The 12,497-nt window shown below is 62.9% G+C and carries 12 protein-coding genes; 3 read left to right on the top strand and 9 right to left on the bottom strand.

Going from position 1 to position 12,497, the window contains the following annotated elements; translation table 11 throughout:
* Nucleotides 1–73: 73 nt before the first annotated feature.
* Entirely contained in the window at nucleotides 74–310 is a 237-nt protein-coding gene (locus AC1RGE_RS19010) for a DUF3820 family protein (RefSeq protein ID WP_325985136.1), read from the top strand.
* A 13-nt stretch (nucleotides 311–323) separates the two neighbouring features.
* Nucleotides 324–1,514, top strand: coding sequence for an aminotransferase class V-fold PLP-dependent enzyme (locus tag AC1RGE_RS19005; RefSeq protein WP_492584834.1), 1,191 nt, complete (start codon nucleotides 324–326; stop codon nucleotides 1,512–1,514).
* Nucleotides 1,515–1,628: 114 nt separating this feature from the next.
* Here AC1RGE_RS19005 and AC1RGE_RS19000 read toward each other — a convergent pair whose 3' ends face one another.
* The 3 genes from AC1RGE_RS19000 to zwf are packed head-to-tail and all read right to left on the bottom strand — an operon-like array spanning nucleotide 1,629 to nucleotide 4,481.
* Nucleotides 1,629–2,294, bottom strand: a complete 666-nt coding sequence (locus AC1RGE_RS19000) for a bifunctional 4-hydroxy-2-oxoglutarate aldolase/2-dehydro-3-deoxy-phosphogluconate aldolase (RefSeq protein ID WP_015636736.1) — start codon at nucleotides 2,292–2,294, stop codon at nucleotides 1,629–1,631.
* A gap of 17 nt (nucleotides 2,295–2,311) precedes the next feature.
* A complete protein-coding gene (gene pgl, locus AC1RGE_RS18995) occupies nucleotides 2,312–3,025 on the bottom strand; it encodes a 6-phosphogluconolactonase (protein WP_019094569.1) in 714 nt (237 codons plus the stop codon).
* Complete coding sequence (gene zwf, locus AC1RGE_RS18990; protein WP_346624666.1) at nucleotides 3,012–4,481, bottom strand: glucose-6-phosphate dehydrogenase; 1,470 nt, start codon at nucleotides 4,479–4,481, stop codon at nucleotides 3,012–3,014. Before zwf ends, pgl begins: the two co-directional genes overlap by 14 nt.
* Before the next feature lie 312 nt (nucleotides 4,482–4,793).
* Between zwf and AC1RGE_RS18985 the strand changes: the two genes are divergently transcribed.
* Nucleotides 4,794–5,654, top strand: coding sequence for a MurR/RpiR family transcriptional regulator (locus AC1RGE_RS18985; RefSeq protein ID WP_169892262.1), 861 nt, complete (start codon nucleotides 4,794–4,796; stop codon nucleotides 5,652–5,654).
* Between the two features lie 31 nt (nucleotides 5,655–5,685).
* On the opposite strand, the gene AC1RGE_RS18980 is transcribed toward AC1RGE_RS18985, so the two are convergent.
* The 6 genes from AC1RGE_RS18980 to AC1RGE_RS18955 all read right to left on the bottom strand — a co-directional run bounded on the left by AC1RGE_RS18980 (nucleotide 5,686) and on the right by AC1RGE_RS18955 (nucleotide 12,430).
* The gene (locus AC1RGE_RS18980; RefSeq protein ID WP_019094568.1) at nucleotides 5,686–6,540 is read right to left on the bottom strand and encodes a D-hexose-6-phosphate mutarotase; all 855 of its coding nucleotides are present in this window, start codon (nucleotides 6,538–6,540) and stop codon (nucleotides 5,686–5,688) included.
* Between the two features lie 128 nt (nucleotides 6,541–6,668).
* Nucleotides 6,669–8,018 carry a carbohydrate porin gene (locus AC1RGE_RS18975; RefSeq protein ID WP_492584832.1) on the bottom strand — a complete coding sequence of 450 codons (1,350 nt, stop codon included), beginning with the start codon at nucleotides 8,016–8,018 and terminating at the stop codon, nucleotides 6,669–6,671.
* A gap of 88 nt (nucleotides 8,019–8,106) precedes the next feature.
* Complete coding sequence (locus AC1RGE_RS18970) at nucleotides 8,107–9,267, bottom strand: ABC transporter ATP-binding protein (protein ID WP_011062868.1); 1,161 nt, start codon at nucleotides 9,265–9,267, stop codon at nucleotides 8,107–8,109.
* Between the two features lie 3 nt (nucleotides 9,268–9,270).
* Nucleotides 9,271–10,116: a carbohydrate ABC transporter permease gene (locus AC1RGE_RS18965; protein WP_011062869.1), complete on the bottom strand. Its 846-nt coding sequence runs from the start codon at nucleotides 10,114–10,116 to the stop codon at nucleotides 9,271–9,273.
* The gene (locus AC1RGE_RS18960; RefSeq protein ID WP_011062870.1) at nucleotides 10,109–11,017 is read right to left on the bottom strand and encodes a carbohydrate ABC transporter permease; all 909 of its coding nucleotides are present in this window, start codon (nucleotides 11,015–11,017) and stop codon (nucleotides 10,109–10,111) included. The genes AC1RGE_RS18965 and AC1RGE_RS18960 overlap by 8 nt, the downstream gene beginning before the upstream one ends.
* 120 nt (nucleotides 11,018–11,137) lie before the next feature.
* On the bottom strand, nucleotides 11,138–12,430 hold the full coding sequence (locus AC1RGE_RS18955; RefSeq protein WP_053159862.1) for an ABC transporter substrate-binding protein: 1,293 nt from the start codon (nucleotides 12,428–12,430) through the stop codon (nucleotides 11,138–11,140).
* Nucleotides 12,431–12,497 lie beyond the last annotated feature (67 nt).

Genomic DNA, 12,497 nt, shown 5'->3' with positions numbered 1-12,497 from the left:
TGATCTGTCATTTGGCCTCCATGCAGAATGCCTGTATTTTCCAAGGCTCTTGAATGACACGACAGCCCCCGCCATGCCCCCTGAAACTCTTGAACTGCTGGTCACCCGGGAAATGCCCTTCGGCAAATACAAGGGCCGAATCCTGGCCGACCTGCCCGGCCCCTACCTGAACTGGTTCGCCCGGGAAGGTTTTCCCAAGGGCGAACTCGGCGGCCTGCTGGCCCTGATGCAGGAAATCGACCACAACGGCCTTAGCGACCTGCTCGATCCCCTGCGGGCCAAACACGGCAAACCCAAACCCCGTCACTGAAAAAGAGCCCTCCATGCCAAGGACTGCAGCCACACTTGCCCACGACGAAGATCATTGGCAGGGCATCGCTCGCCAGTTCGACATCGAGCCGGGGCCGATCAACCTGGAAAACGGCTACTTCGGGCGCATGACCCGCAGCGTGGCCCAGGAGTACCAGCACAACATCCAGTGGGTGAACCGCAGCAACTCGCTGCTGGTGCGCCAGCGCTTCGAGCAGATCGACGCGCTGGACATCCGCCGCCAACTGGCGGCGCTGCTGCAGGCGCCGGAAAACGCCGTGGCCCTGACCCGCTGTGCCTCCGACGCCCTGCAATCGCTGATCCGCAACTACAACCGCCTGCAACCGGGCGACCAGGTGCTGCTCAGCGACCTGGAGTACGACACGGTCAAGAGCGCCATGCGCTGGCTGGCCCGCCAGCGCGGCGTCGAAGTGATAGAGATCGTCCACCGGCATCCTGCCAGTTTTGACAGCCTTGTAAGCACCTACAAAGACGCTTTCGAGCGCTACCCACGGCTCAAGCTGATGCCCCTGACCTATGTCACCCATCGCAGCGGGCTGGTGATGCCGGTCCGGGCGATTGCCGCCGCCGCTCGGGAACACGGGGTCGACATCATCCTCGACGGCGCCCACGCCCTGGGCCAGATCGACTTCGACCTTCGCGACCTGGGCATCGCCTTCGCCGGTTTCAACCTGCACAAGTGGATCGGCGCACCGCTGAGCCTGGGCTTTGTGTATATCCACCCCGAACGCCTGGAAGACATCGACCCGGACATGGACGAGTTCCATTTTCCCCGTGACGACGTGCGCGCCCGTACGCCCTACAGCACGCCAAATATTCCGGCGCTGATGACCCTGCCCCGGGTGTTCGAGGAACACCGGGCGATGGGTGGTGCGGCGGCCAAGGGCGCGCGCCTGAACTACCTGCGCCATAGCTGGAGCGAAGCGGTGCGCGAAATGGACGGGCTGGAAGTCATGACCCCGCAGGACCCGCGCCTGTGCTGCGCCATCAGCGCTGTGCGCTTCACCCGCCACCAGAACCAGCAAGCCCTGGCGGATCGCCTGCTACGGGACTACAACCTGTTTACCGTGGCCCGCAATGGCGCAGGGTTCGGCACCTGCATCCGCATCACTCCGGGGCTGACCACTCCCCTTGCGCATATGCAGCAGTTGATCGAAGCCCTCACCGACCTGGCCGGCCGGTAAGCCCTGCCCACCTGTCGCGCGCCGGGCAGCGCTATTCTCCAGGCAAAAAAAAACGGTGCGCCGACCAAGCGCACCGTAAAGCCGTAGAACACACCAACGAATCGGGTAGAACCTTCAGTCCAGCAGGGCCAGGGCCTCGGCCGTGCACTCCTGGATCCGTGCCCAGTCGCCGTTCTTGATCCACTCGGGATCGAGCATCCAGCTACCGCCGACACACATCACATTCTTGAGCGCCATGTAGCTCTTGATATTGGCCGGGCCGACGCCGCCGGTAGGGCAGAACTTGACCTCGCCGAACGGCCCGCCCAGGGCCTTGATCGCCGCCACGCCACCACTGACTTCCGCCGGGAACAGCTTGAAGCGGCGGTAGCCCAGGGCATAACCCTCCATGATCCCGGAGGCATTGCTGATCCCCGGCAGCAGGGGAATCGGGCTGGCCACGCTGGCTTGCAGCAGGTCGCGGGTGATGCCCGGGGTGACGATGAACTGCGAACCTGCCGCTTCCGCCGCCACCAGCATCTGCGGGTCGAGCACGGTGCCGGCACCGGTCACCAGCTCCGGGCGCTGTTCGCGCAGGATCTGGATCGCCTTGAGGCCGAACTGCGAACGCAGGGTCACTTCCAGGGCGGTCAGGCCGCCGGCCGCCAGGGCATCGGCCAGCGGCAGGACATCCTGCTCGCGGGCAATGGTGATCACCGGCAGGATCCGCGCCTTGGCGCAGAGGCTGTCGATCAGGGCAACTTTGTCCGCCATGGAAACGGTCGGGGCGAGGTTTGTCATAGCGGCTGATCCTTGGCTCATGGGCACCAGTAAATCTCTAACGGGGTTTGCAGGAAGGCGCGAATCGGCATTTCGGCGACAGCGTCACCAGCCAGTGCGGCGCTCAGGGTGGTCAGCTTGGACTGACCGGAAATCGACAACAGGCTGTTGCGGGCCGAAGCCAGCAATGCCCGGCTCATGCTCAGGCGCTGATGGGGCACGCTGGGCGCCAGCATCGGCCAGCAGCGACGAGTGCCATCGGCCTTGAGCGCTTCAGCCAGGTTCGGGCTGTTGGGAAACAGCGACGCGGTGTGGCCGTCATCCCCCATGCCCAGCACCAGCACATCGATGCCTGGCAGTTCGGCCAGCAGACTGTCCGCTTGCAGGGCAGCCTCTTCAAGATTGGCCGCCGCACTGTAGAGGCCGAGGAAGCGAGCCTTGGCCACTGGCCCCTGGAGCAGGTAGCGCTTGAGCAGGCCCGCATTGCTGTCGGCATGCTCCACAGGCACCCAGCGCTCGTCCGCCAGGGTGATCAGCACCTTGGACCAATCCAGCTCCTGCTTCACCAGGGCCTGGAAAAACGCCACCGGGCTACGGCCACCGGACACCACCAGGGTGGCGTTGCCGCGCGCGGCAATGGCCTCGCGCAGCAGCTCGGCGACCTTCAGCGCCTGGCCTTCAGCCAGCAGCGTGGGGCTGCGGAATTCGTGGGCGCGCACGCCCGCCGGCAGTTGCAAATCAGATATCGCCATACCAAGACCTCCCATCCCGCGTGATCAGTGCAATGGAGCTCATCGGCCCCCAGGACCCGGCCGCGTACGGCTTGGGCGCATCGCCGGATTTCTTCCACCCGGCAATCAACTGGTCACACCACTTCCACGCGGCTTCGATTTCATCTTTGCGCACAAACAGGTTCTGATTGCCGCGCATCACTTCCAGCAACAACCGCTCGTAGGCATCGGGGATCCGTGCACTGCGATAGGTATCGGAAAAATTCAGCTGCAACGGACCGCTGCGCAGTTGCATGCCCTTGTCCAGGCCCTGCTCCTTGGTCATCACCCGCAACGAGATACCTTCGTCCGGCTGCAGGCGGATGATCAGCTTGTTGCTGATCTGCAGGCGCTGCTCGGGGGCGAAGATGTAGTGCGAGGGTTCCTTGAAGTGGATGACGATCTGCGACAGCTTCTGTGGCATGCGCTTGCCGGTGCGCAGGTAGAACGGCACACCGGCCCAGCGCCAGTTGCGGATATCGGCGCGCAGGGCGACGAAGGTCTCGGTGTCGCTCTGGGTGTTGGAGTTTTCTTCCTCCAGGTAGCCCGGCACCGACTGGCCTTCGCTGTGGCCGGCGATGTACTGGCCGCGCACCACCTGGGTGGTCAGGCCTTCCGGGCTGATGGGCGCCAGGGCCTTGAGCACCTTGACCTTCTCGTCGCGGATGCTGTCGGCCGAAAGGTCGGCCGGCGGGTCCATGGCGATCAGGCAGAGCAGTTGCAGCAAGTGGTTCTGGATCATGTCCCGCAGCTGGCCGGCCTTGTCGAAATAGCCCCAACGGCCTTCGATGCCGACCTTCTCGGCCACGGTGATTTCCACGTGGGAGATGTAGTTCTGGTTCCACTGGGTTTCGAACAGGCTGTTGGCGAAACGCAGGGCAATCAGGTTCTGCACCGTTTCCTTGCCCAGGTAGTGGTCGATCCGGTAGATGCGGGTTTCCGGGAAGAACTGCGCCACCGCGTCGTTGACCTTGCGTGATGAATCCAGGTCCGAGCCGATGGGTTTTTCCAGGACCACACGGGTGTGCTGGTTGAGCCCGACCCGGGAGAGGTTTTCGCAGATCGCGCCATACACCGCCGCCGGCGTGGCGAAGTAGGCAATCAGGCGCTGCTCGCTGCCTACACGTTCGGCCAGGGCGACGTAGTCCTCGGCCTTGAGGAAGTCCACATGCAGGTAGCTCAGGCGGGCGAGAAAACGCTGCAGGACCTGGCTATCGATATCCTTGCCGCCGACATACTTGTGCAGCTCGGTTTCGATATTCGCCAGGTGTTCCTGCTCGCTGCCAGGCTCGCGGGCCAGGGCCAGGATGCGCGTATCGTCATGCAGCAAACCGGCGGCATCGAGTTGGTACAGGGCAGGAAACAGCTTACGCAGCGCCAGATCGCCCAGCGCGCCAAACAAGGCAAAGGTGCAGGGTTCAACCGTTATCGAAGGCATGATGTTTGTTCTTTTATCAAGTTAAGCTACAAATACCTTTTTTCAAGGCATCACTCAAGGAAAAATGTAGTAATAAACACAACATTTTTACAAAATACAGATTCCAGGTGGTGGTCGATCCGGGCCATCAGTAGGATAGGCCACCTCTCAACTTCGCATTGCAGGCGCGCCAGCGACCCGGTGCGCAGCGCAATCGCAGCAAGCTCAAAAGGCCTGCACCGACAATCCGTCGGCGCGCCTTGCTCGATTGACCGCTTCCCGGCCCTGCCCGCAGCGCCTGTCTAGCCGATCTAGGAAACCTTAATGGACCGAGTGCGAAACCTTCTGGAGCAGATCCAGAACCGTCTTGAAGAACTGAACAAGGCGGAACGTAAAGTCGCCGAAGTCATCCTGCTCAACCCGCAGCAGGCGACTCGCTTCAGCATCGCCGCCCTGGCCCAGGCTGCCTCGGTCAGCGAACCGACGGTCAATCGCTTCTGCCGCTCCTTTGGCGTCAGCGGCTACCCGGAACTCAAGCTGCAACTGGCCCAGAGCCTGGCCAGCGGTGCGGCCTATGTCAGCCGTGCCGTGGAGGCCGACGACAACCCAGAAGCCTACACGCAAAAGATTTTCGGCAGCGCCATCGCCTCCCTGGACAGCGCCTGCCAGGCCCTGGACCCGAACCTGATCAGCAAGGCCGTGGACTTGTTGATCCAGGCCCGGCAGATCCACTTCTTCGGTCTCGGCGCCTCGGCCCCGGTGGCCCTGGACGCCCAGCACAAGTTCTTCCGCTTCAACCTCGCCGTCACCGCCCACGCCGATGTGCTGATGCAACGGATGATCGCGTCGGTGGCTCATACCGGCGAATTGTTCGTGATCATTTCCTACACCGGCCGCACCCGCGAACTGGTGGAAGTGGCGCGTATCGCACGGGAAAACGGCGCCTCGGTGCTGGGGCTGACCGCAGAAAACTCGCCACTGGCCAAGGCCAGCACCTTGAGCCTGAACATCCCGCTGCCGGAAGACACCGACATCTACATGCCGATGACCTCGCGGATCATCCAGCTCACCGTGCTCGACGTGCTGGCCACCGGCATGACCCTGCGCCGCGGCGTGGATTTCCAGCCACACCTGCGCAAGATCAAGGAAAGCCTCAACGCCAGCCGCTACCCGGTGGGCGACGAGTTCAACTGAAGCCGGGCCGGTTCGCCGGCCAGCCGGCTCCCTACCCCGCAGCGCGCGCCTGCAAGCTCAGGTGCGCTTGCTCCCCGGGCGCCAGGCGCAGGCTGTCGGTGCCACCCACAGCCGCTTCGACACAGACGAACCGCGACACCTCATTCCAGCTCACCCCCAGCAGCGGCCGGGTGCCGGGGTGCCAGACCACGGTGTCGGCATGGTCACCGGTATCGATGCACAACTCGCGCTGCCAGGCGTGATCCTTGAGCTGCAACTCACCCTCGTGCTGGAACACCCGCTGGCAACCGCCCTCGACCCGCAACTCGCCCTGCTGCTGGCAGACCTGACGGTTCAACTGGTCATAACCCTGGGCGCCATCGAGCCCAGACAGCGCTATCTCGCCGACATCACCAATACGCCAGTAGGCGTGCAGAGCCTGGCTCAACTGGCAGGGTTCGGTGTCCTGGTGCTCGGTGCTCAGGCGTAGGTCCATGCTCTGGCCCAGGTGCGCATGCAGGTCGACCTTCCAGTCGCACAACTGCAATTGCCAGTGCAGGCGCACGCCCTCTTCATCACTGCTGCTGTCCAGCAGCTTCCAGTCCAGCAGCCGCGCCCAGCCATGGGAAGGCCAGGCATTTTCGCTGGGATGGCGCCCATACCAGGGCCAGCACACCGGCACTCCGCCACGGATCGCCCCCACCTGCGGCCACTTCGCCGCACACCACAGCCAGGGTTTTTGTCCGGCCGGCTGGAAGTGCAGCAACTGGGCACCCTGACGACTGAACACGGCCTGGCACAGCGGGTGATCGATCACCAGCACGTCACGCAGTTGATAACGCTCCCAGGCAAACACCGGGCGCTCGCGCAAGGATCTGAAAAAGCGTTGTAGCGGATGCTCATGCATGGGCCGCAGTCCTGAAAATCAATGCTGTCTCGCTACTCATGAGGGGGGCGCCGGCCCGACAAAAAAAAGCGGACGGCCCAGGCCATCCGCAAAATGCGCACAGAGAGAAGGAGCTTATCGCAACGGCCTTAGAACACCGACTGAATTTTCAGGCCGGCCACCAGCGCGTTGTCGACTTCATCCACACCACCCGGGTGGGTGATGTATTGCAGGTTGGGGCGCACGGTCAGCCAGTTGGTGACGTGGAAGCCATAGTTGATCTCGTAGTTGTATTCGGTGTCGCGCAGCGGCATGTACAGCGGGTTGTCGTAGTTGCTGATGCCGTTGTCCTCGTTGATCAGCTGGGCGTTCTTGCGCACATCGTCGTTGACGTGGATCCGAGCAAAACCGATGCCGACGTCATCTTTGGGACGCGCATCGAACGGCCCCTTGTACACGAACATCAGCGACTGGTAGTTGTCGACGACGTTGGTGTCCTTGTCGTGGAAGGTGGCGTTGGCGGCGATGTTCAGGCCCCGGGAAGCATCACCGTTGTGCGTGGTGAGTTGCTGCTGCCCGACGAACCAGTAGCCGTGCTTGCTGTTGTGCACGCGATAGGCATCACCCGTGTTCGCGGCATCCTGACCATTGACGTCCTTGCGCACATCATTGGCATCGGCCGTGCTCTTGTAGTAACCGACGCGGTACTCGCCCGGCAGGCTGTTGAGCTTGGGCGACCAGACCAGTTCCACCGGCAACACGGTGCCCTTGGTGCCGCTGCCGCTGAGCTTGAAGCCGTTGCCGTGCTCCAGTTGCGACGGGTTCTGGTTGTAGGCGCCGATTTGCGCATACAGCTCGGGGGTGATGTTGTACTTGATGCGCAGCGCCGCCTGGCTGACCGGCCAGTTGTACCAGATGCCGGTGGCCCAGTTGCCCACCTGGGAGCCGCAGAACGCCAGGTTCTGGAAGTCGCAGGGGAAGGTGTTGAAGTCTTCGCCTTCGCCGAAGTAGCCGGCCTTGACGTCCAGCTTGCCGTCGAGGAACTGGTGCTGAACCCACAACTGGGTCAAGCGGACCATGCGCCCCCGGCCATAGACCTCCTGGGAGGAGCTCAAGGTGCCGGCACGCGGGTCGCCGATGCGGTCGTTGGAGATGTTCTGGCCGTTACGGTTGGTCAGCTGGATCTTGGCCTGGGTGTTGTCCCAGCCCAAAAGCTTCTGCAGGTCGAACGCCACGCCCAGGCCGAACTGGTCGCTGTAGCGCCCGGTCTTGTCGTCGTTGTAACCGCCATGCAGGTTGGCGCCCATTTCACCGACGTAGTCGGCCTTGATGTCGATCCCCTGCTCGATCAGCTTGGTGCGCTCGCCGCCCCAGTCGCCGGTCATCCATTTCGAATCGGCGCTGAACGCCTCATCGGCCATGGCATTGCCGGACAGGACCAGGGCCGCCACCGCCGACAACTGGCAGAGCAATCGGGTGTTGCTGTGTTGCTTTTTCATCCCTACATCCTCGTCTTTATTGTTATTAACGATTTATCCAACGCGGTTTACAGCAATGGCGACGGATGACAGGCCATCCGTCACGGATTCAGCGGCCCTTGAACTGCGCCACATTGCCGCCCCGGGCCTCTGTCACCGATGCCCCGGCGGCGCCCAGGCGTTCGCCGCTCTGGGCGTCGAACAACAGCACCCGGGCCGGATCGAACTGCAGTGTCAGGGTTTCCCCGGCCTCGGGGGCCTGGTCCGGTGCCAGGCGGCAGCAGACCTTGGTGCCATTGAGCGTGACGAATACCAGGGTGTCGGGGCCGGTGGGCTCGATCACCTGGACCTCGGCACGAATGGTCGGCAGGCCGTTGGCCTCGCCCGCGGCCAGGGCGATCTGTTCCGGGCGAATGCCGAGGATCACCTCACGGTCTTCCAGCCCGGCATCCTGGGGCCCCAGGGGCAGCTCGCAGCGAGCCTGGCCACTGTCCAGCAGGGCCAGCAGGCGGCCATCCTTGCGCTGCAGGCGCAGGGGGATGAAGTTCATCGGTGGCGAACCGATGAAGCTGGCCACGAACAGGTTGGCCGGGTCGTTGTAGATCTGCTTCGGGGTGCCGAACTGCTGGATGATCCCGTCCTTCATCACCGCCACCTTGTCACCCAGGGTCATGGCTTCGATCTGGTCGTGGGTGACATAGACCGTGGTGGTTTTCAGACGCTGGTGCATCAGCTTCATTTCTGTGCGCATCTCCACCCGCAGCTTGGCGTCGAGGTTGGACAGCGGCTCGTCAAACAGATAGATCTTCGGCCGCCGGGCCAGGGCCCGGCCCATGGCCACCCGTTGCTGCTGGCCACCGGAGAGCTGGCCCGGCTTGCGGGTGAGCAGGTGCTCGATCTGCAGCAGCTTGGCCACCCTTGCCACTTCCGCGTCGATCTCGGCGGCGGGCATCTTGCGGATCTTCAGGCCGAAGGCGATGTTGTCGCGCACGCTCATGGTCGGGTACAGCGCGTAGGACTGGAACACCATGGCGATGTCACGATCCTTGGGGCTCATGCCACTGATGTCGGCGTCGTCCACCAGGATCGCCCCGCCACTGATGTTCTCAAGGCCCGCGATGCAGTTCATCAGGGTGGATTTGCCGCAGCCGGATGGGCCGACGAGGATCAGGAATTCACCGTCATCGATCTTCAGCTCGATGTTCTTCAGGGTGTCCGGCAGGCCGGCACCGTAGGTCTTGTTGACGTTGCGTAATTCGAGAGTTGCCATGCCTTACCCCTTGACCGCGCCGGACGTCAGCCCGCGCAGGAAATACTTGCCGGCGAAGATGTAGACCAGCAGTGTCGGCAGCCCGGCGATCATCGCCGCTGCCATATCAACGTTGTATTCCTTGGCCCCGGTGCTGGTGTTGACCAGGTTGTTCAGGGCCACGGTGATCGGTTGCGCGTCGCCACTGGCGAACACCACGCCGAAGAGGAAATCGTTCCAGATCTGGGTGAACTGCCAGATCAGGCAGACCATGATGATCGGCACCGACATCGGCAGCAGGATCTTGCCGAAGATGGTGAAGAACCCGGCACCGTCCAGGCGCGCAGCCTTGACCAGCGCATCCGGCACGCTCACGTAGTAGTTGCGAAAGAACAAAGTGGTGAAGGCCAGCCCATAGACCACGTGCACCAGCACCAGGCCGGTGGTGGTGTTGGCCAGGCCGAACTTGCCCAGGGTGAACGAAGCCGGCAGCAGCACCGTCTGGAACGGCAGGAAGCAGCCGAACAGCAGCAGGCCGAAGAACAGCTGGGAGCCGCGAAAGCGCCACATCGACAGCACGTAGCCGTTCATTGCACCGATGAAGGTGGAGATCAGCACCGCCGGCACGGTGATCTTCACCGAGTTCCAGAAGTAGCCACCGACAGTGTCCCAGGCCTTGATCCAGCCGATGCCGTCCACCACCTGTGGCCAGCTCAAAAGGTTGCCGGTGCGGATATCCTCCGGGGTCTTGAAGCTGGTGAGCAGCATCACCACCAGCGGTATCAGGTACACCGCCGCCGCCAGCAGCAGGGTGGCGTAGATGGCGATCCGGCTGAAGTTCAGGGTCGGTTTGCCAAGGGAGTCAGTCATGGCGTTTGCCCCGCAGTTCGGAATACAGGTACGGCACAAGGATGGTCAGCACGGCGCCCAGCATCAGCATGGCGCTGGCCGAACCTATGCCCATCTGGCCGCGGCTGAAGGTGAAGGAATACATGAACATCGCCGGCAGGTCGGAGGAATAGCCCGGCCCGCCCGCGGTCATCGCCGCCACCAGGTCGAAGCTCTTGATGGCGATGTGGGCGAGGATCATGAAGGCACTGAAGAACACCGGCCGCAGGCTCGGCAGGACAATCTTCAGGTAGATGGTCGGCAGGCTCGCGCCGTCCACCTGGGCGGCGCGGATGATCGACTGGTCGACACCCCGCAGGCCGGCGAGGAACATCGCCATGACAAAGCCCGAGGCCTGCCACACCGCGGCGATCACCAGGCAGTACACCACCCGGTCCTGATCCACCAGCCAGTCCAGGCGAAAGCCTTCCCAGCCCCAGTCGCGAAGCATCTTGTCCAGGCCCAGGCCGGGGTTGAGCAACCACTTCCAGGCGGTACCGGTGACGATCATCGACAGCGCCATGGGGTACAGGTACACGGTGCGAATAAAGCCTTCCTTGCGGATGCGCTGGTCCAGCAGCACCGCGAGGAACACTCCCAGCACCAGGCTGATGGCGATGAACATGCCGCCGAAGACCGCGAGGTTCTTGCTCGCCACCCACCAGCGGTCGTTGTCCATCAAGCGCAGGTATTGCTGCAGGCCGACCCACTTGTAGCTCGGCATGAAGCTGGAATTGGTAAAGGACAGAATGAACGTCCAGATGATGTAGCCGTAGAAACCCACCAGCACGATCACCATGCTCGGTGCCAGCACCAGCTTGGGTAGCCAGCGCTGCAATGCATCTAACGGTGAGGCTTTGCTGAAAACCGCCACAGAGCTCATCGGAATAACCCAGTCAGGAGTGAATCCGGGCTGCACACCGTCGCTGCATGGGCCGGGGCACAGGCAGGGCGGCGACAGTCACGGGTGAGCCGCCGGCGTACCGGCGGCGGGGTTCAAGAATTACTGCGCGGCCTTGACCGCCGAAGCCAGCTGCGCACTGGCCTTGGCCGGGTCCGCATCCTTGTCGTTCATGAAGTTGGTCACCACGTCGAAGATCGCGCCCTGCACCGCCAGGGAAGTGGCCATGTTGTGCGCCATGCTCGGCTGCAGGCCGCCGGTCTTCTCGTCTGCCAGGAAGTCCTTGGCCGACGCCTGGGCGCAGGAGTCGAAGCCCTCGGCGCTCATGTCGTTGAGCATGTCGGTACGCACCGGGATCGAACCCTTGTTGATGCTGAAGACTTTCTGGAAGTCCTTGCCCAGGGCGACCTTGGCCAGGTCCTGCTGGGCAGCGATATCGCCCTTGCGGTCGGCCTTGAGCTTGAACACCGCCAGGGAGTCGATGTTGTAGGTGAAGGCCTTGTCGGTACCCGGGAACGGTACGCACTGGTAGTCCTTGCCGGCGACCTTCTTGGCCGCGGTCCACTCGCTCTTGGCCCAGTCGCCCATCATCTGCATGCCGGCCTTGCCGCCGATCACGTCGGCTGCGGCAATGTTCCAGTCACGCCCGGCACGGTTGGGGTCCATGTAGCCGGTGATTTTCTTCAGCTCGGTGAAGGCCTTGGCCATTTCCGGGCCGGAGAGGGTTTTCTGGTCCAGGTCCACCAGGGCTTTCTTGTAGCCCTCCGGGCCCATGACCGAGAGCACCACGTCTTCGAACACGGTGCTGTCCTGCCACGGCTGGCCGCCGTGGGCCAGGGCGATGAAGCCGGCGGCCTTGAGCTTGTCGCCGGCGGCATAGAATTCTTCGAGGGTGGTCGGGGCCTTGTCGATCCCGGCTTTCTTGAACACGGCAGGGTTGATCCACAGCCAGTTGACCCGGTGGATGTTCACCGGCACCGCCACGTAGTCACCTTCGTACTTGACGGTATTGGCCACCTTGGGCGACAGCAGGCCGTCCCAGTTCTCGGCCTTGGCCACGTCCTTGAGGGTTTCGGTACTGAGCAGGCCGGTGCTGCCCCATTCCTGGATGTCCGGGCCCTTGATCTGCGCCACACCCGGCGGGTTGCCGGCCACGGCGCGGCTTTTGAGCACGGTCATGGCAGTGGAACCGCCACCGCCGGCCACGGCGCCATCCTTCCAGGTGAAACCGTCTTTTTCCACTTGGGCCTTGAGCACATCGACGGCGGCTTTTTCACCACCCGAAGTCCACCAGTGGACGACTTCCACGGAACCTTTGGAGTCGGCGGCGAGGGCACTCAGGGGAAATAGAGAGGCAAGGGAAATGACAGTGGCGAGGCGAGAAATCGCATTCATTTGAAGTACCTTTCTTGTTGTTATGCATGCAAGTCTGGTGCTTGCGCTGCAAACGAGTCTAAACAGC

The organism is Pseudomonas sp. GW823-FHT02C05 (assembly GCF_058797595.1).
Note: the sequence above shows the minus strand (reverse complement) of the source record. Positions and strands in the feature narration are given on the sequence as shown.

Bases quoted from the DNA above. Each gene is read 5' to 3' on its own strand.
- AC1RGE_RS18965 (WP_011062869.1), bottom strand. From the start codon at position 10,116: ATGACTGACTCCCTTGGCAAACCGACCCTGAACTTCAGCCGGATCGCC.
- zwf (WP_346624666.1), bottom strand. From the start codon at position 4,481: ATGCCTTCGATAACGGTTGAACCCTGCACCTTTGCCTTGTTTGGCGCG.
- pgl (WP_019094569.1), bottom strand. From the start codon at position 3,025: ATGGCGATATCTGATTTGCAACTGCCGGCGGGCGTGCGCGCCCACGAA.
- AC1RGE_RS18975 (WP_492584832.1), bottom strand. From the start codon at position 8,018: ATGAAAAAGCAACACAGCAACACCCGATTGCTCTGCCAGTTGTCGGCG.
- AC1RGE_RS18960 (WP_011062870.1), bottom strand. From the start codon at position 11,017: ATGAGCTCTGTGGCGGTTTTCAGCAAAGCCTCACCGTTAGATGCATTG.
- AC1RGE_RS19010 (WP_325985136.1), top strand. From the start codon at position 74: ATGCCCCCTGAAACTCTTGAACTGCTGGTCACCCGGGAAATGCCCTTC.
- AC1RGE_RS19000 (WP_015636736.1), bottom strand. From the start codon at position 2,294: ATGACAAACCTCGCCCCGACCGTTTCCATGGCGGACAAAGTTGCCCTG.
- AC1RGE_RS19005 (WP_492584834.1), top strand. From the start codon at position 324: ATGCCAAGGACTGCAGCCACACTTGCCCACGACGAAGATCATTGGCAG.
- AC1RGE_RS18980 (WP_019094568.1), bottom strand. From the start codon at position 6,540: ATGCATGAGCATCCGCTACAACGCTTTTTCAGATCCTTGCGCGAGCGC.
- AC1RGE_RS18970 (WP_011062868.1), bottom strand. From the start codon at position 9,267: ATGGCAACTCTCGAATTACGCAACGTCAACAAGACCTACGGTGCCGGC.
- AC1RGE_RS18955 (WP_053159862.1), bottom strand. From the start codon at position 12,430: ATGAATGCGATTTCTCGCCTCGCCACTGTCATTTCCCTTGCCTCTCTA.